This window comes from Streptomyces sp. NPDC088766, from assembly GCF_044750845.1.
Classification (GTDB): Bacteria; Actinomycetota; Actinomycetes; order Streptomycetales; family Streptomycetaceae; genus Streptomyces.
The window spans coordinates 49,980-73,789 of sequence record NZ_JBIVKQ010000029.1 but is presented as its reverse complement, the minus strand read 5'-3'; the positions used below and the strand labels follow the sequence as shown (position 1 = coordinate 73,789).

The window sequence follows — 23,810 nt, the reverse complement described above, 5'->3', positions numbered from 1 at the left end:
CGCAACACCGTGATAGTCCGTTCGTTCAAGGACATCGAAGGCACCGACCGGCACGTGAGGTCGGCGTCCGGCACCTGGGAGAGCAAGCGCATCGTCCTCGCCAGGGAGAGAGTCGGCTTCTCCCTGCACGAGACGGTCCTGTACGCCGGCACGGAGACGTCGATGTGGTACGCGAACCACGTCGAGGCCGTCGTCTGCGTGGAGGGCGAGGCCGAACTCACCGACCACGAGAGCGGGCTGACGCACACCATCACGCCCGGGACCATGTACCTCCTCGACGGCCACGAGCGGCACACGCTCCGCGTCAAGGAGGACTTCCGCTGCATCTGCGTGTTCAACCCGCCCGTCACGGGACGGGAGGACCACGACGAGAACGGTGTCTACCCGCTGCTCACCGAGCCCGAGGAGGTGTGACGTGCCCATGACCACAGTCACCGGCACCACCGTCACCGATCTCTACCCCAGCCGCGGCGCCACCGAGGTGACCGTCCCCCGCCAGGACCCGGTCGTCTGGGGCGCCCCGGACGCGCCCGGCCCGTTCGAGCCGCTCGACCTCCAGTCGTTCGAGCGGGACGGCTTCACCACAGTCGACCAGCTCCTCACCGACGACGAGGTCACCGTCTACAGGCAGGAGCTGGACCGGCTGGTGACCGACCCGGCGGTCCGGGCCGACGACCGGTCGATCGTGGAGCCGAAGTCCAAGGAGATCCGGTCCGTCTTCGAGGTGCACCGGATCAGCGAGGTCTTCGCCCGCCTGGTGCGCGACGAGCGGGTCGTCGGGCGGGCCCGCCAGCTCCTCGGCTCGGACGTGTACGTCCACCAGTCGCGCATCAACGTCAAGCCCGGCTTCGGCGCCTCCGGCTTCTACTGGCACTCCGACTTCGAGACCTGGCACGCCGAGGACGGCCTGCCCCGGATGCGGACGGTGTCCGTCTCGATCGCGCTGACCGAGAACCACGACACCAACGGCGGCCTGATGATCATGCCGGGTTCGCACAAGACGTTCCTGGGCTGCGCCGGTGCCACGCCGAAGGACAACTACAAGCAGTCGCTCCGGATGCAGGACGCGGGCACGCCCTCCGACGAGGCACTGACCGAGATGGCGTCCGCGTACGGCATCAAGCTGTTCACGGGGCGCGCCGGTTCGGCGACCTGGTTCGACTGCAACTGCATGCACGGGTCCGGCGACAACATCACGCCGTTCCCGCGCAGCAACGTCTTCATCGTGTTCAACAGCGTGGAGAACACCGCCGTGGAGCCGTTCGCGGCGCCGGTGCGGCGGCCCGAGTTCATCGGCGCCCGCGACTTCACGCCGGTGCGCTGACCATGCCGGTGCGCCGAACACACCGCGCGCCGAACGCGTCCGCCCGCGTCCGCCGGGGCGTCCGGGCGGGCTCAGCCCGACAGCACGTCCAGCAGCCGGTCCACGTCCGCCACCGTGTTGAACAGGTGGAAGGCCGCGCGCAGGTTGCCCGCCCGGTCGGAGACCTCGATGCCCGCGCGGCTCAGCTCCGGCTGCCGGACGCCGAGGCCGGGCACCGAGACGATCGCCGAGCCGGGCGCGGGCACGGGCTCGTGGCCGAGTGCCGCGAGCCCGGCCCGGAACCGGTCGGCGAGGGCCAGGTCGTGGGCCTGTACGGCGGCGACGCCGAGTTCCTCGATCAGCTCGAGGGACCGGCGCAGCCCCGCGTAGGTGAACAGGGCGTGGCTGAGGTCGAACCGCCTTGCCGAGTGGGCGAGTTCGGCGACCGGGCCGTAGCAGCTGTCCCACGGCGCCTCGGCGGCGACCCAGCCGGCCAGCATCGGTGTGAGTCCGCCGAAGTCCTCCGGGACCACGAGGAAGGCGGCCCCGTGCGGGCCGAGCAGCCACTTGAAGGAGACGGAGACGGAGTAGTCGTACGCGCCGGCGTCCATCGGCAGCCAGCCGGCGGACTGGGAGAAGTCGACGTAGGTGCGCGCCCCGTGGGTGCGGGCCGCCTCGCGCAGGGCGGGCAGGTCCGCGATCCGTCCGTCGGCGGACTGGGCGGCGCTGACCGCGACGAGCGCGGTGCCGGGGCGGACGGCCTCGGCGAGCCGCTCCAGCGGCACCGTGCGGACCTTGAGGTCGCCGCGGACGTGGAACGGGTTCAGCACCGAGGTGAAGTCGTCCTCCGCGGTGAGGACCTCGGCGCCGGCCGGCAGTGAGGCGGCGATCACGCCGGTGTGCGCGGCCACCGAGGCCCCGGTCGCGACCCGGCCCACGGGGACGCCGGCCAGCCGGGCGTATGCCGCGCGGCTGGCCTCCACGTCCTCGTGGAGCGGGGTCAGCGGCCTGCCCTCGGCCCGCAGCAGCGCCGCCTCGTGCAGGGCGGTGACGGTACGGGCGGGCAGCAGGCCGTTGCTCGCGGTGTTGAGGTAGGTGTTCTTCGGGGCGAACTCGGTGCGGACGAGGGTCTCGAAGGTCTCCATGACTCCACTCTGCGGTGCCGCGAAGTCGAAGTCCATTGCGAATTTCTGCACGGTTTCCCCAAGGAACGCTTATACGCCGGCCGTCAGCCGCGCTTCCGGTCCCGGCCGCGCCCGGACACCGCCCGTCTCAGTGCTGCGGCACCGCGCATCCGTCCGGGCCGCAGGCCTCGGCTTCGCCCTGGTCGACGAACCGGAGCGGGGGGCGCTCGCCCCAGGCCCGGGTGAGGGCCTGGGTGAAGACCTCGGCGGGCTGGGCGCCGGAGACGCCGTACTTGCGGTCGAGGACGAAGAAGGGCACGCCGTTCGCGCCGAGCTGGGCGGCCTCGCGTTCGTCGGCGCGGACCTCGTCGGCGTAGGCGGCCGGGTCGGCGAGGACCGCGCGCGCCTCGCCGGCGTCGAGGCCGGCCTCGACGGCCAGTTCCACGAGCCGTTCGTCGCCCTCGGCGAACAGGGACCGCTCCTCGGCGAAGTTGGCCCGGTACAGGAGCTGGATCAGCTCGTCCTGGCGGCCCCGCTCCTTGGCGAGGTGCAGCAGCCGGTGCATGTCGAAGGTGTTGCCGTGGTCGCGCCCGCGGGTGCGGTAGTCGAGGCCCTCGGCGGCGGCCTGGGCGCCGAGGTTGTCCTCGCCGGCCTGGGCCTGGGCCTCGCTCATGCCGTACTTCTTGGCGAGCATGGCCGGCACGGGCTGGATGTCGCCCTTCGCGCGGCCGGGGTCCAGCTCGAAGGAGCGGTGCACGACCTCGACCTGGTCACGGTGCGGGAAGGCGTCGAGCGCCTTCTCGAAGCGGGCCTTGCCCACGTAGCACCACGGGCAGGCGATGTCGCTCCAGATCTCGACGCGCATGTCTCGGCTCTCTCCAGGTCGTGCGGGTACGGAGACTCCCTCCGGCGACTGTGTGAACGTTCAATCGGTCCGGCTCATTCCCCGTCCCGCCCCGTCCCGCCCTGCCTCGCCCGTCCCGCCCTGCCTCGCCCGTCCCGCCCTGCCTCACCCGTCCCGCCCCGCCCGGCGCTGCCGCGACGGCCCCGGTCAGCTGCCGTCGCGGAGGTCGTCCGGCCACTTCGGCCGGAACTCCAGGTGGTCGTAGGTGACGACGCACCCCTCCCCCATCGGCGCCTGCGCCATGAAGCCGACGAGGGCCGCGCCCGTCTCCGTCTCGTCGCCCAGCGTGAACAGCCGGACGAAGATCCATTGCTTGCCGTCGCGGGAGGCGTGGAAGGCGAAGGCCCGGCCGGTCCTGCTCACCCGGAGCCAGACCGAGCTGCCGTCCACGGTGAAGGAGTTGGCGTCGTCGGAGTGGCCGCGGGTGACCACCGTGCAGACGGTGGGCACGTCCGGGGAGTACTCCAGGCAGAGCTTGGCCCAGGCCCGTTCACCGACGTGGACGTACAGCACCCCGGCGTCGAAGGCGCCGTTGAAGCCGACGGTCACCCGGGCGATGAGCTGGAAGTCGCCCTCGGGCGCCCCCAGCAGCCGGGGTGCGTCGCCAGCCGGGTCCAGCGCCTCCGCGGTGGGCGGCACGAACCGGTCCTGGCGGGGACCGGCCCATGCGGTGAGGACCCCGTCCTCGTGGCTCCAGTGCCCGTCGGGCCCGTAGGTGCGCAGGGGGAAGGGCAGTTCGGGGAGTTCGAGGTCCATGCGGGGAGTTTCCCAGATCCTTCTGTCGACCGGGCTCTCACCCGGTGGCGGTCAGCGTTCGAGGTGGTTGTTGAAGCGCCGCGGCAGTCCGAGCGGGTTGTCGTCGCGCAGCTCGGGCGGCAGCAGGGCCTCGGGGGTGTTCTGGTAGGCGACCGGGCGCAGCCAGCGCTCGATGGCCGTGCCGCCCACGGAGGTGGAGGTGGAGGTGGTCGCCGGGTAGGGGCCGCCGTGGTGCTGCGCGGGGGCCACGGCGACACCGGTCGGCCAGCCGTTCACGAGCACGCGGCCCGCGAGCGGGGTGAGTTCGGCGAGGATCTCGGCGCCGCGGCCCTCGCCGGCGGCCTCCTGCGTCGACAGGTGCACGGTGGCGGTGAGGTTGCCGGGGAGGCGCGAGAGGACGGACCGCGCCTGGTCGTCGTCGTCGTAGCGCGCCACCACGGTCACCGGGCCGAAGCACTCCTCCAGGAGCAGGTCGTACGCCCCCTCCTCGGTGAGCTTCCCGGCCGGGACCGTCAGGAAGCCCGCGCTCACGGTGTGCTCGCCGCCCGCTCCGGGGGTGACCGGCGTCTCGACCGCGGGCAGCTGCGCCCGCTCGGTGACGCCGGCGAGGAAGTTGTCGCGCATGCGGTGGTCGAGCAGGACGCCCGCGTCGGTGTCGCTGACCGCGTCGGTCAGCGACTTGACGAGGCCGTCACCGGCCGCGCCGGACGGCACGAGGACCAGGCCCGGCTTCACGCAGAACTGTCCGACGCCCAGCGTCATGGAACCGGCGAGGCCGGTCCCGATGGCCTCCGCGCGCTCGGCGGCGGCGGCCTCGGTCACGACGACCGGGTTGAGCGAGCCCAGCTCGCCGTGGAAGGGGATCGGGACGGGCCGTGCGGCCGCCGCGTCGAACAGCGCGCGGCCGCCCCGGATCGACCCGGTGAAGCCGGCGGCGGCGATCAGCGGGTGCTTGATCAGCTCGATGCCCGCCTCGAAGCCGTGCACGAGGCCGAGCACGTCGCCGGGGATGCCGTGCTCGGCGGCGGCCCGGCGGACCACCTTGGCGACCAGCTCGGAAAGGCCCGGGTGGTCGGGGTGGGACTTGACGACGACCGGGTTGCCCGCGGCCAGCGCGCTCGCGGTGTCGCCGCCGGCGACGGAGAACGCGAAGGGGAAGTTGGACGCCGAGTACACGGCGACGACGCCCAGCGGCACCTTGTAGCGGCGCAGGTCGGGCACGGGCGGGGTCGCGGTGTCGTCGGGGTGGTTGATGACGACGTCGAGGAAGGCGCCCTCCTCGACGATGTCGGCGAAGGCGCGCAGCTGGTAGCAGGTGCGGGCGAGTTCGCCGGTCAGCCGGACCGGGCCGAGGGCGGTCTCGGCGTCGGCCACCTCGACGAGCTGGTCCCTGGCCGCCTCGAGCCGGTCCGCGGCGGTGCGCAGGAAGGCCGTGCGGACGGTGCGGTCGGCGAGGGCCGCGCGCGTGCCGTGCGCGGCGCGGACGGTGGAGTCCACCTCCTGGGCCGTGGCCTCCACCGCAACCTGTTCACGCTGCTTCCCGGTTCGGGGGTCGACACTCCAGACTGGTGCTGCTGCCACCGCGGGTCCCTCCACGTTCGTCGCCGCATCGCAATGCCGCTGTCCTTACCTCACCACCAGGGATGTTCGATATACTGAACGCTGTCTCTGATGATGAATATGCTGTCGGAGACTATTTCCCGTCGAACGAAGGGGTCAAGGGCGATGTCGGCTGGCGAGACGGGGGGCGGGGCGCAGGTCAAGTCCGCGGTGCGGACGGTTGAACTGCTCGAGTACTTCGCCGGCCGCCCCGGAATGCACTCCCTCGCATCGGTCCAGGAGGCCGTCGGCTATCCCAAGTCCAGCCTCTACATGCTGCTCCGCACGCTGGTGGAGCTGGGCTGGGTGGAGACGGACGCGACGGGCACCCGGTACGGCATCGGCGTACGGGCGCTGCTGGTCGGCACCTCCTACATCGACGGCGACGAGGTGGTCGCGGCCGCCCGCCCCACGCTGGACCGGCTCTCGGACGACACCACCGAGACGATCCACCTGGCACGGCTGGACGGCACCAACGTGGTGTACCTCGCCACCCGCCAGTCGCAGCACTACCTGCGCCCCTTCACCCGGGTCGGGCGCCGGCTGCCCGCCCACTCCACCTCCCTCGGCAAGGCGCTGCTGAGCACCTACAGCGACGAGCAGGTGCGCAAGCTGCTCCCGGAGACCCTGCCCGCGCTGACCGAGCACACCATCACCGACCGCGAGAAGCTCATCGAGGAGCTGCACCAGGTCCGTGAGCAGGGCTTCGCCGTGGACCGGGAGGAGAACACGCTGGGGCTGCGCTGCTTCGGCGTCGCGATCCCGTACCGCACCCCGGCGCGCGACGCGATCAGCTGCTCGGTGCCGGTGGCCCGGCTGACGCCCGCGCACGAGCAGATGGTGAAGGACGCGCTGTTCGACGCGCGCGACCGGCTGACACTGGCGACCCGTAGGCTCTGAGGCATGCAGATCGCCCTGCGCCCGGTCCACGACAGCGATCTGCCGGTGTTCTACCGGCAGACGAACGACCCCGAGTCCCTGCGGATGGCCGCGTTCACTCCCGAGGACCCGGCCGACCGGGACGCCTTCGACGCCCGCTGGAGACGGATCCGCGCCTCCGGCGACGTGGTGCGCGCGATCCTGGCCGACGGCGACGTGGTGGGCAGCGTGGCGGTCTACGGCGAACCGGGCGAGCGCGAGGTCACGTACTGGGTGGACCGCTCCCACTGGGGGCGCGGCATCGCCACGGCCGCACTGCGGGCACTCCTGGCCGAGGTCCCCGAACGCCCGCTGTACGCGCGCGCGGCCGACGACAACGCCGGCTCCCGGCGCGTCCTGGAGAAGTGCGGCTTCCGGGTGACCGCGCGGGCCACGGGGTACGCCCACGCGCGCGGTGCGGAGATCGACGAGGTCGTCCTGGTGCTGGAGGGCTGACCTCCGCGGACGACGGCCCGGCCCACGAGGGGCGGGCGTCGTCGGGCCGGGGCGGGCGCCCCCCGCGGGGGCGCCCGCGCGCCTCACGTCACCCGACGCCCAGCGCCTGCTCGACGGGGTCGATCGCGAAGTACACGACGAACAGGGCCGAGGCCCCCCACATGAGCCAGTGCACCTCCCGCGCCTTGCCCAGCACCGTCTTGATCAGGACGAACGCGATGAATCCGGCGCCGATGCCGTTGGTGATCGAGTAGGTGAACGGCATCACGGCGATGGTCAGGAAGGCGGGGACGGCGATCTCGTACCTGTCCCAGTCGATGGACTTGACCTGGGTCATCATCAGGAAGCCGACCGCGACCAGCGCCGGTGCCGCCGCCTGGAGCGGGACGATGGTGAGCAGCGGGGTGAGGAACAGGGCGAGGGCGAACAGGCCGCCGGTGACCAGGTTGGAGAAGCCGGTGCGCGAGCCCTCGCCGACGCCGGCCGCCGATTCGATGTAGGAGGTGGCGGAGGACGAGGAGGCCGCGCCGCCCGCGACCGCCGCCGCGCCGTCGATGAGCAGCACGCGGCCGAGGTGCGGCACCTTGCCCTCGTCGTCGAGGAGGTTCGCCTCGGCGCTGATGCCGACGACCGTGCCCATGGTGTCGAAGAAGTCGGACAGGACCAGGGTGAAGACGAGCAGGACGACCGTGACGGCGGTGGTCTCGCCGAACGCGCCGAACAGGCTGAAGTGCCCGAGGAGTCCGAAGTCGGGGGTGTCGACGAGCTTGTCGGGCCACGCCGGTGTGGTCAGGCCCCAGGACTTGATGTCGGCGAGGGAGTCGATGACGATCGCGACGAGGGTCATCGTCACGATGCTGATGAGGATGGCGCCCTTGACCTTGCGGGCGAGCAGTCCGACGGTCAGCAGCACGCCGAGGCAGAAGACGAGGACCGGCCACCCGCCGAGGGTGCCGGTGGCGCCGAGCTGAACCGGCACGGTGGTGCCCCCGGCGTCGGGGATGCGGCTGACGAAACCGGCGTCGACGAAGCCGATGAAGGCGATGAACAGGCCGATGCCGACGCTGATCGCCTGTTTCAGCGGTTGCGGGATGGCGTGCATGACGGCCTCGCGCAGGCCGGTGACCACCAGCACGCAGATCAGCAGGCCCTCGAGGACGATCAGGCCCATCGCGTCGTCCCAGCTCATCAGCGGGGCGATCTGGAAGGCGACGACGGCGTTGAGGCCGAGGCCGGCGGCGAGGGCGAGCGGGAGGTTGCCGCCGATGCCCATGACGACGGTCATGACGGCGGCCACCAGGGCGGTGGCGGTGGTGAGTTGGACGGTGTCGAGCCGGTGCCCGAACTTGTCCTCGGCGCTGCCCAGGATGAGGGGGTTCAGGACGAGGATGTAGGCCATCGTGAAGAACGTGGCGAAGCCGCCGCGTATCTCCCGGCCGAGGGTCGACCCCCGTTCGGAGATCTTGAAGAACCGGTCGACCCCGTTCACCGCCGGGGGCGGGAGCGTCGGCCGGTCGGCCGCCTGCTGCGTTTCGGACATGACGGGCACTCCTCGTGACCTGGCGATCTGCGTGCGGATGCTGGCTGGATTGTTCCCTCGTTGAACCCCGTTCAGGTTTTCGACGTGTTACGGAATCGGGGTTCGGTCGGCCACACGGCGTTCGAACCCCTGTACCTACCAGGCGGTTGGCCACTGCTACGCTTCCGGATCTCGCCCCGGCCACCTCCTCGGGGCATCCCCATGTCATTCACATGACACGCACAACAGCCACCCCCGCCGGGGTGCAGATTCCGCACCGAGAAGAGGTCACTCGTGGGCACAGTCGTCGACGACGCCGCCTCCGTGGAGTTCCATGCCTTCTTCGAACGCCACCATGCCGAACTGGCCCGGCTCGCCCATCTGCTGACCGGCGAGGCGGACGCGGCCGACGATCTGGCGGCGGACGCGCTGCTCGCGCTCTGGCACCGCTGGGACCGGGTCCGCGCGGCCGACCACCCGGTGGCGTACGCGCGTGGTGTCGTGGCCAATCTGGCCCGCACCCGGATCCGCAGCGCGGTCCGCGAACGCCGCCGGATCGCCCTGTTCTGGTCGCAGCGCGAGGAGAAGACGGAGAATCCGGACGTCGCGGGCGTGGTGGACGTCCAGTCGGCGCTGCGTAGACTCCCGTTCCGCAAACGGGCCTGCGTGGTGCTCCGGCACGCCTTCGACCTCTCGGAGAAGGACACCGCGCTCGCCCTGGGCGTCTCGGTGGGTACGGTGAAGAGCCAGACCTCGAAGGGAATGGCCGAGTTGCAGAAGCTGCTCGGCGCCACAGCGGATCCGCGGAAGGTGCACGCCGTGATGGCGGCGCGCACGGGTGAGGCCGGAGGAAGAAACCGATGACGATGCAGCGGGACGGGCACGGCGAGCTGCGCGCCCGGCTGCACGAGGCGGCCGGGGCGTACGAGCCGAACCGCGAGCGGATCCTCGCCCGGATCGAGCGCGGCATGGTGGAGCAGGCACGGCCCGGCGGTCACCGGGCGACCCGGCCGGCCCTGTGGGGCTGGGCACGGATCGTCAGCGCCACGGCCGCGGTCGCGGGCATGCTCGCGGTCGGCGGCTACGCGGTGGCGTCGGCGGTGAAGGACGACCCGCCGCAGCGGCAGACGGTCGCCGTCTCGCCGCCGCCGGTGGAGTCCCCGGACGCGACGAGCCGCCCGCCGGCCCCGCCGGAGCCGACGCCCGGTCAGGGCGGCGGCGGGCAGGGCGAGGCCGAGCCGAGCGCCTCACCGACGGAGTCGCCGCAGGCGACGCCGTCCGCGTCCGCTGCGGACCTGCTGCCGGCCGTCGACGACACCGAGGACGGCCCGCTGTGGTCGGACGGCTCGGTGGACCCGCACAGCAACGACTTCTGGGCGCAGAGCAACGTGACGTTCAAGACCTCCGAGCAGCTCACCGCGCTGACCGTGCAGCTGAAGGTCGCGCAGACCGGCGGGGTGTCCTCCGCGGGTGCCTGGCGCTCGCTGCCCGAGGGCGACTTCACGTTCACGGCCGAGGAGAGGGACGGCTTCCTCGTCTACACCTGGGTGCTCAAGGAGGGGCGTACGGTCCCCAAGGGCGAGTGGGTGTTCGCCGGGCAGTACGACCACGACCGCGGCGGCCGGGACGCCAAGGACGACAGCTACGTGGTGGTCGGCACGGCCGACGGCGGGAAGGCCTCCGTGGGCGGGGACTTCGCCGCCCACGACGCCGACGAGGGCGACTCGTAGCGGACGCGGGGATCCCGGAGAAAAAACTTTCGGCGAAGCGGCAACCCTTTCCTCACCGGTGACGACCACAAGGCGCAAGAGTCACCACCCACCTGAGGAACCGGTACATGACTGCACCAGCACAACCGCGCGTCCGGCACCGCCGCAAGGTCACCAAGCGGCGGGCGCTGATCGCCGGCTCCGCCGCCTTCGCGATCTCGGGCGCGGCGATCGTCACCACGACGATGCTCTCGTCCGCGGGCGCGGCGACGGCCTGGCCGACCGCCACCGGCAGCAAGTCCGTCTCGTCGACGATCAAGGTGTCGGGGACCTACGACGGCAAGCTGACGAAGTTCGTCGGCTCCGGCGATCTGGGAGGCAGCGGCCAGGACGAGGGCCAGGACCCGATCTTCGAGCTCGCCGACGGCGCCGTCCTGAAGAACGTGATCATCGGCACCCCGGCCGCCGACGGTGTCCACTGCAAGGGCTCCTGCACGCTCCAGAACGTGTGGTGGCTGGACGTCGGCGAGGACGCCGCCAGCTTCAAGGGCAAGTCCGCCTCGTCGGCGTACAAGGTCATCGGCGGCGGCGCGAAGAACGGCGCCGACAAGGTCCTCCAGTTCAACGGTGCCGGCACGCTGACCGTGTCCGGCTTCCGGGTGGAGAACTCCGGCAAGCTGGTGCGCTCGTGCGGCAACTGCAAGACGCAGTACAAGCGCACGATCGTGCTGAGCGACATCGACGTCGTGGCGCCCCTGAAGGCCATCGTCGGCGTCAACGCCAACTACGGCGACACCGCGACCCTGTCGAAGATCCGCATCCAGGGCGACACCAAGAAGAAGACGAAGACCTGCGTCCGCTTCACGGGCAACAGCACCGGCAAGGAGCCCACCGAGCTGGGCACCGGCGCCGACGGCAAGACCTGCAAGTTCTCGTCGTCCGACATCACCTACGAGTAGGCGTGCGGCCCCGCCGGCCCGAGCCCCTCTCGGGCCGGCGCGGGAACGCCCCCGCCGGCGGTCACCGGCGGGGGCGTTCGGCTGTCCGGTTCAGTCCATGGTGGCGCCGATCGTGGTGGACCCGGTGGTCAGGAACGTCGTCGCCGGCAGCGACCCGTCCGCCGTGCGGGCGCCGTACGCCGTCGTCGCGTCCGTCGACCTGAACGCCGGGGTGCCGACGCCGCCGTCCCAGTTGTTCGCGGCGGTCACCGTGGCGGAGCCCAGCTCGGCCGGGCCGCCCTTGTCGCCCACGGCGAGGTTGCGGGCCAGCCGGGCCCTGCCGGTCGCGAAGCAGAAGCCGGTCTGCGCGTTGGCGTACGCGGTGTTGCGGTTCAGGACGATCGCGCCGGGGTTGGAGTTCTCGGTGAACCCGTTCAGCGTGTTGTCCCAGGCCGCGTTGTCGTTCACGACGTGCGCCACGACGACGCCTCCGCCGCCCAGCTTGAACCCGTTGCCGTTGCCCTCGAAGGCGGCGTCGCCCCACCGGTTCCTGCCGTTGCCGAAGGCCCAGGAGTGCTCGACGGTGACCGGCGTGGAGAACTGCCAGAGGTCGAGGCCGTCGTCGGAGTTGTTGTGGAGACGGGCCCCGGTGATCCGGTTGCCGCTGCCGGAGCCGAACTTCACGGCGATGCCGTCCGCGTTCCGGCCGTGTCCGGCGGGGTCGTAGTTGCCGTGGCTGTCGAGGTTCTGCACGAGGTTGTCGACGGTGTCGTCGCCGCGCAGGGTGAAGCCGGTGTCGCCGTTGCCGGCGGTGACCAGGTTCCTGAAGACGCCTCCGGTGGAGGAGGTCACGACGAAGCCCTGCGCCGGGGATTTCCGGAAGGTCAGGTTCTGCACGGTCCAGTAGCTGCCGTGGATCCCGGCGAGCCAGGAGCCGGCCGGGAGCTTCGAGCCGTCGATCCTCACCTTCTCGCCACCGTACGCCTGGAGGGTGATCCGGTTCGACGGGGTGCCGCTCGCCGTGGACCTCAGGGTGGCCGTCGGGTGGTAGGTGCCGCCGCGGACCTGGATGACGGCGCCGGCGGCGGCGTTCTTCACGGCCGACTCCAGTTGCGCGGTGGTCGACACGGTGACCGTGGTCGTCGCGGCCCGGGCGCCGTCGTTCGTCAGGCCGAGGCAGACGCCGCCCGCCCCCGAGGCGACGGCCACCGCGGCGGCGATCGAGAGGGTGCGCGTCCTGCGGTGGCGTCCGGTGCTCAAACGCACGGGGCGTTCCTTTCCTGAGGGGGAGGGAGAGGAAACGGGCCGGAGGGGCCGCCCCGGCCCGTTTCCCCACACCAGTCGCCACCGTGGCCGGAAAGGGTTGCCGGACCGTGCGAAAGATGCCGGAACCTTCGCCGCGGTCGGTCCACGGTCGCCCCGATGGTGGTGCTGCCCGTGGTCAGGAAGGTGGTCACAAGCAGCGCGCCGCCGGACCGACGGGCGTCGTACGTGCTGGACGCGTCCGTGGAGCGGAAGGCGGGGGTGGCGATGCCGGAGTCCCAGTCGTCGCCGGCCGAGGTGACCTCGGAACTCCTGCCGGCCTGGCCGCCGCCGTTGCCCACCGCGAGGTTCTTGCCGGGCTTCGCGGAACCGGTCGCGAAGCGGTGGCCCCGCTCGGCGTCGGCTTGGGCGTCGGCGTCGGCGTGGGAGGTGGTGCGGGCGGTGGTGCGGTTGACGACGACGGCACCGGTGTCGGAGTTCTCGGTGAAGCCGCTGCCGGCGCGGGGGTGGGGATCAGAGGACGCGGTCCAGCCAGGTGAAGACCTCGTCCTGCATGCGGTCGACGAAGACGTGGCCGAGGTCGGGCCAGGTCCGCAGGTGCAACCGCTCCTCGGCGTGGCGGGACCGCCAGACGGCGCGCAGCTTCTCGTGGGCCGTGCGGACGCCGTCGGCGGGGAACAGCGGGTCGAGGCCGCCGTCGAAGAAGAGCATCGGCCTGGGTGCGGCGATGCTCGCCACGTCGGGGAAGTCGAGGTGGCGGGGCAGTCCGGGGTGGAGCATGCAGTAGGAGGACTGCCCGCGCAGGGTGTTGTTGCCGGGGACCATCATCTCCTTGAGTCCGGTCATCCAGCAGACGGCGGCCGCGGCGGCGAGGTCGTCGGTGAGCGCCGCGGCCTGCCAGGCGCGGAAGGCGCCCATGGAGAAGCCGACGGCCGCGATCCGCCGCCGGTCCACGCGCTCCAGCCGGGCGAGGAAGCCGGCGGCGCGGGCGTCCTCGCGGGCCATGAGCCCGGCCAGGGAGGACCCCAGGTGGTAGAAGGTGCTCGCCAGGGCCTGCTGCTGGTCGTAGGCGAGGGGGCCGCGGTCGCCCCAGCCGAGCGCGTCGGCGGCCAGCACGACGTATCCGCGCCGGGCCAGTTCGTCGCCGACGAAGCGGCCGCTGAAGTACTTCTGGGTCCAGGCCTGCGCGGAGGCGAGCCGGCCGGCGTCGTACCAGGGCCGGACCAGCTTCTCCTTGCCGATGTCGAATTTCGCCCCGTGGTCGTGCAGCAGGAGCACGGCCGGGAAGGGGCCGGGCCCGTGCGGGGTGAGCAGGGCGGCCCGGACGCGTTCGTGGCGGGTGAGGGAGAGCGTCACCAACTCAGCCGTGTAGCCGTCCTGTTCGGCCCGCCGGTGGAATTCGGGGGCGTACGGCGTGCCGTCCTCGCGGTCGACGAGCAGCGTCTCCTCGACCTTGGCGCGGGCGGCCCGGCGCCAGGCGCAGAAGTCGCGGATCGGCGAGTTCCCCCAGGCCAGCGGGAAGGTGAGGGCCTCCTTGAGGGCGGGATGGAAGTCGGGCAGCGGACCGTCGACGACCGCCGCCCGCGCCCCGCCGGCGGTTCCCCCGGCCAGCAGGGCCGCCCCCGTCCCGACCACGAACGCCCGCCGGCCCACCGGTTCAGGGCCGCGCATACGGCCGCCGGTCCCCGAGACAGGTGCGCCGGGTGTGGACGGCGTCCACCGCGGCCTGGACGGAGTCGCCGGGGCGGACGTGCAGGACCCGGCGGCCCCCTGCGCCCGTGCCGGCCGCGAGGGCGGGGGTGGCGGTGGCGGCCAGACCGGCGGTGAGGCCGGCCGGCAGGGTGCGCCTGCGCATGTCAGCAGGTCTCCTTCCAGGGCGTCCAGTCCCCGAGGTGGGCCGACCGGGTCGCCGACGCGGCCTGTTCCGGGGTGAGCTGGGGCCGGTTCTCGGGGACGGTGACGACCGCGCCGGGTCCGGAGTTGCGGTACTCGGCGAACCGCTGATCCTGCCAGGGGAAGGAGGCCGACATGTTCGTGTAGGGCGCGACCGCGTCGATGCCGGGGCCGAGGTGGGTGTCGCGGACGGTGAGCATGGGGCGGGCGGTGGTGTCGGAGCTGGGCACCCAGGGGCGGGCCAGCTTGTAGAAGGCGTCCGGGGCCTCGCTCGTGACCCGGCTGCCGGTCACCAGGTAGCCGCGCGGGTTGGCGCCGGCCGTGGAGGGCGCGAAGACGAAGCCGTAGGGGGCGGCGGCGAGGTCCGTGCGGTTCAGGGTGCGGAAGTGGCAGTGCTCGAAGACGGCGGTGGCCCGGCCGAAGACGAAGTCGACGTCCCCCTCGGCGTAGCAGTGGGAGAAGTACTGCCGGGCGAAGGTGCCCAGGGCGGTCGAGTCGGCGTAGAGGGTGTCCTGGTGGCCGAGGAAGCGGCAGTGGTGGAAGGCGGAGCGGTCGCCCTGGACCTTGATCGCGACGGCCTGGGTGCCGGTGACGCCGGGGTGGTCGGCGCGCAGCCAGTCGTTGGCGAAGGTGATCCAGCGGGCGGTGAAGCCGTCGGCCTGCACGGTCGTGGTGGCCGAGCCGGTGGTGCCGTGGGTGCCGCCGCCGGGCTTCGGGGTGCCGGCCGCGTTGTCGTACACGATCACGACGTCGCGGGGGTTCTCCGAGGCGCCGATCCAGGTCGCCTCGGTGCGGGTGACGTCGACCGCGAGGGTCTCCCGGTAGGTGCCGGGGGCGATGACGAGGGTGCGGCCGGTGCCGGTGGCGGCGGCCACGGCGTCCCGGACCGAGGTGTGGTCACCGCGTCCGCGCGCATCGACGTACAGGGTCCCCGGGGTGAGGCGGGCGGACGGGGAGCCGAAGCGGCCGAACGGCCTGCGGGCGCCGGCCCGGACGGGTCCCGCCGACAGGCCGAGGGCGGCGCCCGCACCGGCGCTCGCCAGGAGGAAACCCCTTCTGGACAGGGGGAGCTGGACGTGGTGCGAGGGCATGCGGGTGCTCCTTCGGGGTGCGACTCGTGCGACTCGTGCGGCTCGTGCGGCTCGTGCGGCTCGTGCGGCTCGTGCGGCTCGTGCGGCTCGTGGGATGCGGACCTCGGATGCGGGGTGGCCGGCGCGTGCGGGCCGGGGCGGCGGGGCCCCGGCCCGCACGGTGCATTGCGGTGCGGTGCTCTGCGGTGCGGTGCGTCGCTCTGCGGTGCGGTTCGGGTCAGCAGATCTTTCCGGCGCCGGCCCGGCCGGTGACGATGCCGGGGACGGCCTTCGCGGGGTCGACCCTGGTGCGCAGGGTGGGCGTCCAGCCCGCGCCGGACCGGAGGGTCTCGGCGGGGATCTCCGCGTTGTGCACGGCGATCAGGTCGACGGGCCTGCCGTTGACGTAGTTGCCGTCGGCGGTGACCGGCGCCTCGCTCCACTTCTTCAGCACCTTCGCGGCGCTGACGCCGGCGGGCAGCGTGAACGCGTTGTGCTGGGCGACGAGCTGCGACTCCTTGCCGATGCCGAAGCTGTAGGAGTAGGAGGGGTCGGCGACGAAGTGGTTGTTGTAGGAGTCGACCTGCCCGAAGCGGACACGGGGCGCGCGCTCGACGAGCTTCGAGAACAGGTTGTGGTGGAAGGTGACCTTCAGCTTGCCCCGGTCGCCCACGGCGGTGGACTCGCTGTCGCTGTTGCCGATGAGGATCGTCTTGTCGTGCTCGGTGAAGACGTTCCAGGAGGCGGTGACGTAGTTCGAGCCGCGCACGACGTCCAGTTCGCCGTCGTGCTGCTGGTAGAGCATGCCGAAGTAGGTCGGCGCGGCGCTGTCGGGGTGGGAGCCGTCGGTGAACGTGTTGTGGTCCAGCCACACGTGGGTGGACCCGTAGACGACGGCGGTGTCGTACTCGGAGTTCCAGTTGCCCTTCGAGCCGTCGGTGGGGTCCCACTGCGGGAAGCAGTCGATGGGGCTCTCGAAGGCGAGGTTGCGGATGATCACATTGTCGACGCCCTTGATCTGGAGGCTGGCACCCTTGATGCCCGCGTTCCTGCCCACGCCGATGATGGTGGTGTTGGAGGGGACGTTCACCTTGATCGCCGTGTCCTGGGCGGCGGCGGAGGCGCGCCGCAGGCCCTCGGGGCTGTCCGCGGGCTCGGCGCTCAGGTCGGTGTCGAGGCCCCACACCTCGGGCGCGTACGCGGCGAGGTAGGCGTCGAAGTCGTAGCCGGGCGCGGCGAAGGCGTCGCACCCTTCCGAGACGGCGTCGATCGTGCCCTTGACCTTGATGATCCTCGGTGCGGTGCCGCCGGCCTCCAGGGCGGCCCTGAACTCCGCCCAGGTGGTGACGGTGTGGACGTGCTCGGCGTCAGCGGCGGCACCGCCGGTGGTGCCGGTTCCGTACGACGCCCAGCCGTCGCCCGCCGGCAGGGTCTGCCGGGCGACGTCACGGGCGGAGTGGGCCTGGGCGGGGGTGCCGGTGACCGTCAGGGCGAGGGCGGTGCAGCCGACCACGACGGCGGTCTTTGTGGCATGCCCATGCCATCTCTGTGCATTCACTGTGCGGCTCTCTTTCACGGGAGATAGGGGTTACGCGGTGGTGGCCGGGGGCCAGGTGATCCACGACTCCGGGATCTCGGTGTCCAGCCGGCGCACGTCCCGCGCCGTCAGTACCCGGCGGCGCAGCAGCTCGGCGGCGGCGAGCCGGGCCACGGCGATCGCGCCCGGCGGGTTGAAGTGCGTGTTGTCCTGCTCGGTGTCGGTCCAGTTGAAGTACCTCTTGGTCTCCTCGGCCCCGAGCTTCTGCCACAGCGCGAGCGACAGGGCCTGGAGGTCGAGGAGCGCGACGTCCTCCTCCGCGGCGAGGGCGCGCATCGCCGCCGGATAGTCGCCGTGCGTGGGCAGGGCGTTGCCGTCCGCGTCGAAGCGGCGGCGCTCCACGGCCGTCGCCAGCACGGGCCGCGCCCCGCGGGAGCGCGCCCCCTCGACGTACAGCCGGAGATGGTCCTGGTACGTCGTCCAGGGCTCGGTGTAGCGGGCCGGGTCGGCGGTCTTCTCGTCGTTGTGCGCGAACTGGATCAGGAGGAAGTCCCCCGGCCGGATCGACGCGAGGATGACGTCCAGCCGCCCCTCGTCGACGAAGCTCTTGGAACTGCGGCCGTTCACCGCGTGGTTGGCGACCGGCCGGTCCTTGTGCAGGAAGAACGGCAGCGCCGTTCCCCATCCGGTCTCGGGCGCCGCGTCGGCGAACTTCTGGGCGGCGGTGGAGTCACCGGCGATGTAGAGGGTGCGGGGCCGCCCCGCGGCCCGGGCGGTACCGGTGGCCGCGGCGGCGAGCGGGACGGCGGCGAGGGCCGCCGAGGTGACCTGTCTGCGGGTGAGGGACACGGGGGTGCGCCTTTCGCACAGGGATTTCTCACAGGGAGGGGACCGCGCCCCTGCCGGGGCGCGGGGCGGTGCACAGGTGCGGCTCCGCCGCCGAAGCAGCGGCCGGCTCCGCCGCGAGGATCACGGCCGGCCCCGGCGGGACACCGCGGCCGGCCGCCGCGCCACGGGAGGAAGGCCTAGCCCTTCTGTTCCTTCCACTCCGCCTGCGCCGTGTTCAGCTGCTCGGCGAGAGTGTCCAGGAACTTCTTGGCGGTGAGCTTGCCGAGGAGGACCTTCTGGAAGTTGGGCTCGTTGTCGGACTTGGAGATGGTGCCCCAGTCCGGCAGGTAGTACGGCAGCTGCACGATCGTCGTGGAGCCGTCCGACAGCGCCTGCGCGGCCAGCTTGGTCGGCTCGGCCTTGGCGATCCACGCGTCGTTCGCCGCCGCGGTGTTCGACGGCACCTGGCCGGCCGACTCGTTGAACTTCGAGTTCTCCGCCTGCGAGGTGGCGAACTCGATGAACTTCCAGGCGGCGTCCTTGTTCTTCGAGCTCTTGAACATGCCGAGCCCGTCGACCGGGTTGGACACCTGCACCCGCTTGCCGGAGGCGCCGACCGGCTGCGGGATGCCCCGGAACTTGTCGGCGCCGAACGCCTTCACGTGGTCCTGGTACGAGCCCAGGTTGTGGTTCAGCATGCCGATGGTGCCCGAGTCCCACTGGGCGACCATCTTGGTGAAGTCGTTGTTGAGGTCGGCGGCCGGGGTGACCTTCTTGTAGAGGGCCGCGTACTTCTCCAGCGCCGCGACGTTCTTCGGGTCGTTGACGGTGGTCTTGTCCCCGTTCCAGAACGAGGTGATCCCGCTCTGCCCGTACATCGCGTCCAGCGCCTGGGCGATGGATCCGGCGCCGCCGCGGATGGTGTACCCGAACTGGTTCTTGCCGGCGTTCGTCAGCTTCTCCGCCGCCGTGTAGAAGGCCTCCCAGGTGGTCGGCTCGGCCAGCCCCGCCGCCTTGAACAGGTCGGTGCGGTAGTAGAGGACGCCGTTGTTGGCGGAGGTCGGGATCGAGTACAGCGCGTCACCGCCGCCGGCGGACTTCAACGACTCGATCATGGACTTGTTGAGTTCGCCGTTGAGGGAGGACTTGGCGAGGCGGCCGTCCAGCGGCTCCAGGGCGTCCTGGGCCGCGATCGCGGCCGCTATCGACGCGCCGACACCGCCGACGTCCGGCAGGCCGCCGCCCTGGATGGCGGTGTCGACCTTGGACTGGTACTCGGTGGAGGCGATGCCGACGTACTCGACGTCGATGTCCGGGTTGGCCTTCTCGAAGTCGGCGATGATCTCCTTCCAGATGTCAGTGCGGACACCGCCGTTGTTGTCCCAGAAGACGATCTTGCCCTTGCCGCTGCCGTCGGCCCCCTTGTCCCCGCCGGCGCCGCTGCCGTCGTCACCGCAGGCGGTGGCGGTCAGGGCGAGCGCGGCCCCCAGGGCTACGGCCGTGGCGGCGCGCCTGCTTCTGTGGATGCTGATCTTCATTGGTCGGCTCTCTTCTTCTTCTCTTCTGGATCCAACGGGCTGTACGGGCATGTGGGGGCGCGCGGGGTCAGCGGCGGGCGTGGGGAGCCCGGTTGCCGGTGCCCCTGAGGTGGTCGGCGACGGTGCGGGTCCGTGCCTCGGTGTCACGGATCAGTGGCCGGACGGCCGTGCCGCGGCCGTCGTCCGCGGCGGACCAGCGGCCGGGCGCCCGGGTCACGGAGCGTTCGACGGCGGTCGTCGCCCGTCCGTGGAGGAGGTCGACGCCGTCCTTCGGGCAGGAGGCGCGGATGCGGGCCGGGCTGATCACGTCCGGCCCGGGGCTGTCGGTGATCAGGGTGTCCCGGTCGCCCGGGAAGGCGGCGCCGTCGAGGACGATCCGGCCGCCGGCCGTGCCCACCGCCGGCACCTGCTCGCCGTTCGGCTCGTGCGCGGCCTCGTCGAGGTCGCTGCCGAGGGCGAGGTGGCGGGCGGTGACGTCGTGGGACGTGATCCGGACCGTGGCGCTGCCGGTGGAACCCCCGTGCGCCACAGGTGTGTCGTAGACGATGACGGTGCCGGAGCGGTCCTGTCCAGTCCCCTGCGGCAAGATGTTCGGCTCGTCCGCCGGGACGGACGCCTCCTCGCGGTGGGCGCCCGGTGCGACGGCGGCCGGGGCCGGCGCGGAGTGGGCCTCGCCGACCGCGCCGAGGCCCAGCGCGGCGACCAGGCCGGCCACGGCGGCCAGGACGACGCCGGGTCTCGACGAGCGCTTGCTGGGGAAGTGCGTCATTGCGGCTCCCGACAGGCTGAGCGTTGCGGTGGGTTAGAGGGGGCTGATTCTGAAGCGGGTGAACGTGGCGGCCCCGGGGCGGCCCGGTGCCTCGGGTGCCAGGGCGAACAGGCCGAGCAGGGCGCCCACCCAGCGCCAGGGGGTGGCGGCGAAGACGGGTCCGCTGTGGCGTCGGCCGTCGCCGAGGTCGTAGGCGAAACGGCAGCGGGCGCCGGCACCGATCTCGATGCGCAGGCGGACCCTGTTGTGCGGGGCGGGCCGCGGGTGGGCGGCGTCCCGTTCCCGCTCGGCGACGGCCTCGGCGAAGCGGTGCACGAGGTGGACCGTGCCGTCGGTGGCGCGTTCCAGCCCGATCCAGGCGAAGGCGTCCCCGAGCACCGCGAGTCCGGCCCGTGCGCCGGGCTCCTCGCCGTGCAGCTCCAGCTCCACCTCGGCCACCGACGGGGTGCCGGGCAGCCGCTGGGTGAGCACGTGGGGCAGTTTGCGCAGGTCGTGCGCGTCGGCCGTACGGACACAGGACAGGCGCAGTCCGTCGCCGGAGTGCTGGGTGGCCCAGCCGTCCTGGGGGTTGGCCGTCCACTGCCACTGCCTGCCGAACCGTCCGCCGGGGAAGTCGTCGTCGGTGGCGGGCGCGGCGGCGGGCTGCGGCGGCAGAGCGGGCCTGCGGTGCACGGCGACGGGGGCGCCGTCGTCCCCGAGCACCGGCCAGCCGTCCTCACCCCAGCGCATCGGCTGGAGGTGCACGACCCTGCCGTACGCGCCGCGCTGCTGGAAGTGCAGGAACCAGTCCTCGCCGGACGGGGTGCGCACCCAGCCGCCCTGGTGGGGGCCGTTGACGTCGGTGTCCTTCTGCTCCAGGACGATCCTCTCCTCGTAGGGGCCGAAGAAGTCCCGGGAGCGGAAGGCGCCCTGCCAGCCGGTCTCCACGCCGCCGGCCGGGGCGAGGATCCAGAACCAGCCGTCGTGCCGGTACAGCTTGGGTCCCTCGATGGTGAACCAGCCGGGGATGCGGTCCCCGTCGACGATCACCTTGCCGTCGTCGAGGAGGGAGGTGCCGTCGGGGTGCATCCGGTGGCCGGTGAGGCGGTTCTTGATCCCGGAGCGGGACTTCGCCCAGGCGTGGACCAGGTGGGCCTCGCCGGTCTCCTCGTCCCACAGGGGGCACGGGTCGATCAGGCCCTTGCCCTCCTTCAGCAGGTGGGGCCGGGTCCAGGGCCCTCTGATCTCGGGGGCGTTGACCTGGAAGATGCCCTGGTCGGGGTCGCCCCAGAAGATCCAGAAGCGGTCGTCGTGGTGGCGCAGCGAAGGCGCCCAGACCCCGCGGTCGTGGCGCGGGGAGTCGAACTCGGCCGCCGGTTCCAGGCGTTCGAGGGCGTGCCCGACCAGCGTCCAGTCGACCAGGTCGCGGGAGTGCAGCAGCGGCAGGCCGGGGGCCCGGCCGAAGCTGGAGGCGGTGAGGTAGAAGTCGTCGCCGACGCACACCACGTCCGGGTCGGACCAGTCGGCGTTCAGGACCGGGTTCTCGTACGTTTCGCCGGCCACGGCTTCGTCCGTCACTGGGTGACCGCCTTCCGCACGAGGGCGGCGGCCTCGTCGCGCCCGAGGCGGCCGTCGGCGACGACGGTGACGACGCGGCGGACGGCGGTGTCGCCGGGGGCGATCACGAGCCGCTCGGCACAGGCGAGCGAGGAGCCGACGCCCGGGTACTCGGCGGTGCGCACGAACCAGGGGTCGCGGCGGGTGGCGTCGGTGGCGCCCGCGAACACCAGGCTCCAGCGGGCGCCGGCCAGGGCGAGCCAGTCGGCGCACGCGCCGTGCACCTCGGCCTCGCCCTCGGCGGTGGCGGTGAAGACGTCGGGGGCCTGGTCCTCCTTGCGGGCGCGCCAGAAGAAGCCGCCGTAGGCCGCGCCGGGGCGCCCGTTCGTCGCCGGGCTGCCGATGGTCACCGGGTCCGGGGTGACGTTGGTGAGGGAGAAGGTGAAGTCCAGGGCCCAGGCGGTGTCGGTGAGTCCGGTGGCCGCGACCGTACGGCGTTCGCGCAGCAGCTCGGTTCCGGCGGCCGTCCAGCGCAGCTCCTCCACGAAGCCGTCGGGGTCGCACAGGGGGAAGCCGGTGTGCCGCTGCACGCCGTGGTTGGCCAGTTCGGTCGGGCCCCGGTCGCGGACGTAGGTGCGGCCGCCCCAGAAGTTGTGCCCCTCGACGTCGGGAACGGCGACACCGACGCCGAGGTGGTGGGTGTGGTCGGCGGGGCTCAGTTCGGTGACGGTCGTGCCGGCCAGGGTGGTGACGGGGTGCAGGAAGGGGCGCGGGGAGAGCCGGTCGGGCAGCTCGGGCCGGGTGACGTAGGCGCCGACCGGGCGGCCCGCGACCCGCAGCACGACGGGTGCGTCGGGAGCCTGTGCCATCAGGTGTCCACCCCTTTCGGGTGCGCGGTCGGGGACGCCCAGGCGGCGCCCAGCTCGGAGAAGAGGGCGAGGGTGTCGGCGGCGGCGGCGACCAGCCCGTCGACGCCGGGGACGACCCGGCGGTCCTCGCCGGGGATCCGGTGCCAGGCGTCGTCGGGCAGTTCGAGCGGGTCGGGGGCGACCCGGACCGCCTCGACGACCCGCATGAACGCCTCGGTCACGGCCGGCGGGACCAGCAGGTCGGTGCCGTCGGTGAGGTGGTCGACGAGGTTCTCCAGCAGGTCGGTGCGGCCGTACTCGAACTCCTCGGGGCCGTGGCCGCCGCGCTGGAGCAGGACGCGGTCCTGCTTGTACCAGAAGGTGATCCGGCCGTGGGTGCCGTGGACGACGACGTACGGGTCGTCGGGGTCCTCCGCGCACAGGGTCGCGGCGACGACGACGGGACGTCCGGCGGCGGTGGTGATCCGGACGCAGGAGGTGTCGTCGGACTCGATGGCGTTGGCGTGCGCCAGCTCGGTCTCGATGCCGGTGACGTCCTCGGTTCGGGTGACGCCGGCCAGCGTGAGGGCGGTGGCGACGGCGTGCGCGAGCGGGTTGGTGAGGGCGCCGTCGATCACGTCGACACCGTTCAGCCGCCGCTTCCCGGCCCAGGGGGCGCGCCGGAAGTAGGCCTCCGGGCGGGCCCAGGCGCCGGCCCCGCCGACCCCGGTGACCTCGCCGATCACCCCGTCGCCGATCATCCGGCGGACCGCGGGCACGGCGTGCGAGCCCAGCGACTGGAAGCCGATCTGGCAGACCACGCCCGCCTCGGCGACCCCGTCGGCCATCCGGCGGAACTCCGCGTACGACGGTGCCGGCGGCTTCTCCAGCAGCAGGTGCACGCCCTTGCGGGCCGCGGTCAGCGCCAGGTCGGTGTGGGTGGGGATCGGGGTGCAGACGACGGCGATCCGGGCGCCGGTGGAGTCCAGCAGCGCGCCGAAGTCGGCGGACTGCTCGGGCGTGCCGAGGCCCTCCGGGATCTCGTCGGGGGTGAGCGGGGTCAGCTCGCAGATGCCCGCGAGGCGGACGATGCCCTTGTCCTGGAGACGGCGGATGTTCTCCAGGTGCCAGCGGCCGTGGCCGCGCGCACCGGCCAGGACGACGGGGACGCCCGTGCTCGGCGGAGCTCCCGTGGTCAGGGGTTCGGGGGTGTTCACGGGATCCTCCCCGCGCCCGCACCGCGTGCCGTCCCGCGGTCGGCCGCCGTTGTGCTGCCGGCCGCCGTGGTGCTGCCGGCCGCCG

Annotated in this window: 23 protein-coding genes and 1 pseudogene; 7 read left to right on the top strand and 17 right to left on the bottom strand. The window is 72.5% G+C overall.

Annotated elements, in window-relative coordinates:
* Nucleotides 1-9 precede the first annotated feature (9 nt).
* Complete coding sequence (locus ACIP5W_RS30965) at nt 10-414, top strand: ectoine synthase (RefSeq protein ID WP_401480555.1); 405 nt, start codon at nt 10-12, stop codon at nt 412-414.
* Between the two features lie 7 nt (nt 415-421).
* Nucleotides 422-1,324 (top strand): ectoine hydroxylase, encoded by a 903-nt coding sequence (gene thpD, locus ACIP5W_RS30960; protein WP_401480553.1) that lies wholly within the window; start codon nt 422-424, stop codon nt 1,322-1,324.
* A gap of 71 nt (nt 1,325-1,395) precedes the next feature.
* On the opposite strand, the gene ACIP5W_RS30955 is transcribed toward thpD, so the two are convergent.
* From ACIP5W_RS30955 to ACIP5W_RS30940, 4 genes are all read right to left on the bottom strand, one after another.
* The gene (locus ACIP5W_RS30955; protein WP_401480605.1) at nt 1,396-2,448 is read right to left on the bottom strand and encodes an aminotransferase class V-fold PLP-dependent enzyme; all 1,053 of its coding nucleotides are present in this window, start codon (nt 2,446-2,448) and stop codon (nt 1,396-1,398) included.
* 127 nt (nt 2,449-2,575) lie between these two features.
* On the bottom strand, nt 2,576-3,292 hold the full coding sequence (locus ACIP5W_RS30950) for a DsbA family oxidoreductase (protein WP_401480551.1): 717 nt from the start codon (nt 3,290-3,292) through the stop codon (nt 2,576-2,578).
* Nucleotides 3,293-3,478: 186 nt separating this feature from the next.
* Nucleotides 3,479-4,087: a DUF1349 domain-containing protein gene (locus ACIP5W_RS30945; protein WP_401480549.1), complete on the bottom strand. Its 609-nt coding sequence runs from the start codon at nt 4,085-4,087 to the stop codon at nt 3,479-3,481.
* Between the two features lie 51 nt (nt 4,088-4,138).
* Entirely contained in the window at nt 4,139-5,668 is a 1,530-nt protein-coding gene (locus tag ACIP5W_RS30940; RefSeq protein WP_401480547.1) for an aldehyde dehydrogenase (NADP(+)), read from the bottom strand.
* A gap of 144 nt (nt 5,669-5,812) precedes the next feature.
* On the opposite strand from ACIP5W_RS30940, the gene ACIP5W_RS30935 reads away from it, so the two are divergent.
* Both ACIP5W_RS30935 and ACIP5W_RS30930 read left to right on the top strand, forming a co-directional pair.
* A complete protein-coding gene (locus ACIP5W_RS30935; RefSeq protein ID WP_094103353.1) occupies nt 5,813-6,586 on the top strand; it encodes an IclR family transcriptional regulator in 774 nt (257 codons plus the stop codon).
* 3 nt (nt 6,587-6,589) lie between these two features.
* Nucleotides 6,590-7,060, top strand: a complete 471-nt coding sequence (locus tag ACIP5W_RS30930; RefSeq protein ID WP_401480544.1) for a GNAT family N-acetyltransferase — start codon at nt 6,590-6,592, stop codon at nt 7,058-7,060.
* Nucleotides 7,061-7,148: 88 nt separating this feature from the next.
* Here the strand turns inward: ACIP5W_RS30930 and ACIP5W_RS30925 are convergent, their stop codons facing one another.
* Nucleotides 7,149-8,600, bottom strand: a complete 1,452-nt coding sequence (locus tag ACIP5W_RS30925; RefSeq protein WP_401480542.1) for an NCS2 family permease — start codon at nt 8,598-8,600, stop codon at nt 7,149-7,151.
* Between the two features lie 273 nt (nt 8,601-8,873).
* On the opposite strand from ACIP5W_RS30925, the gene ACIP5W_RS30920 reads away from it, so the two are divergent.
* The 3 genes from ACIP5W_RS30920 (at nt 8,874) to ACIP5W_RS30910 (ending at nt 11,247) form a co-directional block, all read left to right on the top strand.
* The gene (locus ACIP5W_RS30920) at nt 8,874-9,443 is read left to right on the top strand and encodes a SigE family RNA polymerase sigma factor (protein WP_401480540.1); all 570 of its coding nucleotides are present in this window, start codon (nt 8,874-8,876) and stop codon (nt 9,441-9,443) included.
* Nucleotides 9,440-10,309, top strand: a complete 870-nt coding sequence (locus ACIP5W_RS30915; protein ID WP_401480538.1) for a hypothetical protein — start codon at nt 9,440-9,442, stop codon at nt 10,307-10,309. Before ACIP5W_RS30920 ends, ACIP5W_RS30915 begins: the two co-directional genes overlap by 4 nt.
* Before the next feature lie 107 nt (nt 10,310-10,416).
* Nucleotides 10,417-11,247, top strand: a complete 831-nt coding sequence (locus ACIP5W_RS30910; RefSeq protein ID WP_401480536.1) for a pectate lyase — start codon at nt 10,417-10,419, stop codon at nt 11,245-11,247.
* Between the two features lie 90 nt (nt 11,248-11,337).
* Here ACIP5W_RS30910 and ACIP5W_RS30905 read toward each other — a convergent pair whose 3' ends face one another.
* The 12 genes and pseudogenes from ACIP5W_RS30905 to ACIP5W_RS30850 form a co-directional block, all read right to left on the bottom strand.
* Nucleotides 11,338-12,492 (bottom strand): right-handed parallel beta-helix repeat-containing protein, encoded by a 1,155-nt coding sequence (locus ACIP5W_RS30905; RefSeq protein ID WP_401480534.1) that lies wholly within the window; start codon nt 12,490-12,492, stop codon nt 11,338-11,340.
* A gap of 140 nt (nt 12,493-12,632) precedes the next feature.
* Nucleotides 12,633-12,989: pseudogene (locus tag ACIP5W_RS30900) on the bottom strand (pectate lyase); the annotation flags it as partial.
* Between the two features lie 13 nt (nt 12,990-13,002).
* A complete protein-coding gene (locus tag ACIP5W_RS30895; protein WP_401480532.1) occupies nt 13,003-14,160 on the bottom strand; it encodes a dienelactone hydrolase family protein in 1,158 nt (385 codons plus the stop codon).
* Nucleotides 14,147-14,344, bottom strand: a complete 198-nt coding sequence (locus ACIP5W_RS30890) for a hypothetical protein (RefSeq protein ID WP_401480530.1) — start codon at nt 14,342-14,344, stop codon at nt 14,147-14,149. The genes ACIP5W_RS30895 and ACIP5W_RS30890 overlap by 14 nt, the downstream gene beginning before the upstream one ends.
* A 1-nt stretch (nt 14,345) precedes the next feature.
* Nucleotides 14,346-15,473 (bottom strand): pectinesterase family protein, encoded by a 1,128-nt coding sequence (locus ACIP5W_RS30885; protein ID WP_401480528.1) that lies wholly within the window; start codon nt 15,471-15,473, stop codon nt 14,346-14,348.
* A gap of 217 nt (nt 15,474-15,690) precedes the next feature.
* Nucleotides 15,691-17,010 carry a polysaccharide lyase family 1 protein gene (locus ACIP5W_RS30880; RefSeq protein ID WP_401480526.1) on the bottom strand — a complete coding sequence of 440 codons (1,320 nt, stop codon included), beginning with the start codon at nt 17,008-17,010 and terminating at the stop codon, nt 15,691-15,693.
* A gap of 30 nt (nt 17,011-17,040) precedes the next feature.
* Nucleotides 17,041-17,838, bottom strand: a complete 798-nt coding sequence (locus tag ACIP5W_RS30875; RefSeq protein WP_401480524.1) for a rhamnogalacturonan acetylesterase — start codon at nt 17,836-17,838, stop codon at nt 17,041-17,043.
* A 176-nt stretch (nt 17,839-18,014) separates the two neighbouring features.
* A complete protein-coding gene (locus tag ACIP5W_RS30870; RefSeq protein WP_401480522.1) occupies nt 18,015-19,355 on the bottom strand; it encodes an ABC transporter substrate-binding protein in 1,341 nt (446 codons plus the stop codon).
* 67 nt (nt 19,356-19,422) lie between these two features.
* Nucleotides 19,423-20,124: a hypothetical protein gene (locus ACIP5W_RS30865; RefSeq protein WP_401480520.1), complete on the bottom strand. Its 702-nt coding sequence runs from the start codon at nt 20,122-20,124 to the stop codon at nt 19,423-19,425.
* A gap of 33 nt (nt 20,125-20,157) precedes the next feature.
* Nucleotides 20,158-21,666 (bottom strand): family 43 glycosylhydrolase, encoded by a 1,509-nt coding sequence (locus tag ACIP5W_RS30860; protein ID WP_401480603.1) that lies wholly within the window; start codon nt 21,664-21,666, stop codon nt 20,158-20,160.
* An 11-nt stretch (nt 21,667-21,677) separates the two neighbouring features.
* On the bottom strand, nt 21,678-22,529 hold the full coding sequence (locus tag ACIP5W_RS30855; protein WP_401480518.1) for a PmoA family protein: 852 nt from the start codon (nt 22,527-22,529) through the stop codon (nt 21,678-21,680).
* Nucleotides 22,529-23,725, bottom strand: a complete 1,197-nt coding sequence (locus tag ACIP5W_RS30850; protein ID WP_401480516.1) for a Gfo/Idh/MocA family protein — start codon at nt 23,723-23,725, stop codon at nt 22,529-22,531. Before ACIP5W_RS30850 ends, ACIP5W_RS30855 begins: the two co-directional genes overlap by 1 nt.
* Nucleotides 23,726-23,810: the final 85 nt, after the last annotated feature.

Excerpts from the sequence above, each read along its gene's own strand:
- thpD (WP_401480553.1), top strand. The coding sequence starts at position 422 with ATGACCACAGTCACCGGCACCACCGTCACCGATCTCTACCCCAGCCGC.
- ACIP5W_RS30955 (WP_401480605.1), bottom strand. The coding sequence starts at position 2,448 with ATGGAGACCTTCGAGACCCTCGTCCGCACCGAGTTCGCCCCGAAGAAC.
- ACIP5W_RS30950 (WP_401480551.1), bottom strand. The coding sequence starts at position 3,292 with ATGCGCGTCGAGATCTGGAGCGACATCGCCTGCCCGTGGTGCTACGTG.
- ACIP5W_RS30945 (WP_401480549.1), bottom strand. The coding sequence starts at position 4,087 with ATGGACCTCGAACTCCCCGAACTGCCCTTCCCCCTGCGCACCTACGGG.
- ACIP5W_RS30935 (WP_094103353.1), top strand. The coding sequence starts at position 5,813 with ATGTCGGCTGGCGAGACGGGGGGCGGGGCGCAGGTCAAGTCCGCGGTG.
- ACIP5W_RS30930 (WP_401480544.1), top strand. The coding sequence starts at position 6,590 with ATGCAGATCGCCCTGCGCCCGGTCCACGACAGCGATCTGCCGGTGTTC.
- ACIP5W_RS30925 (WP_401480542.1), bottom strand. The coding sequence starts at position 8,600 with ATGTCCGAAACGCAGCAGGCGGCCGACCGGCCGACGCTCCCGCCCCCG.
- ACIP5W_RS30915 (WP_401480538.1), top strand. The coding sequence starts at position 9,440 with ATGACGATGCAGCGGGACGGGCACGGCGAGCTGCGCGCCCGGCTGCAC.
- ACIP5W_RS30910 (WP_401480536.1), top strand. The coding sequence starts at position 10,417 with ATGACTGCACCAGCACAACCGCGCGTCCGGCACCGCCGCAAGGTCACC.
- ACIP5W_RS30895 (WP_401480532.1), bottom strand. The coding sequence starts at position 14,160 with ATGCGCGGCCCTGAACCGGTGGGCCGGCGGGCGTTCGTGGTCGGGACG.
- ACIP5W_RS30890 (WP_401480530.1), bottom strand. The coding sequence starts at position 14,344 with ATGCGCAGGCGCACCCTGCCGGCCGGCCTCACCGCCGGTCTGGCCGCC.
- ACIP5W_RS30885 (WP_401480528.1), bottom strand. The coding sequence starts at position 15,473 with ATGCCCTCGCACCACGTCCAGCTCCCCCTGTCCAGAAGGGGTTTCCTC.
- ACIP5W_RS30870 (WP_401480522.1), bottom strand. The coding sequence starts at position 19,355 with ATGAAGATCAGCATCCACAGAAGCAGGCGCGCCGCCACGGCCGTAGCC.
- ACIP5W_RS30865 (WP_401480520.1), bottom strand. The coding sequence starts at position 20,124 with ATGACGCACTTCCCCAGCAAGCGCTCGTCGAGACCCGGCGTCGTCCTG.
- ACIP5W_RS30855 (WP_401480518.1), bottom strand. The coding sequence starts at position 22,529 with ATGGCACAGGCTCCCGACGCACCCGTCGTGCTGCGGGTCGCGGGCCGC.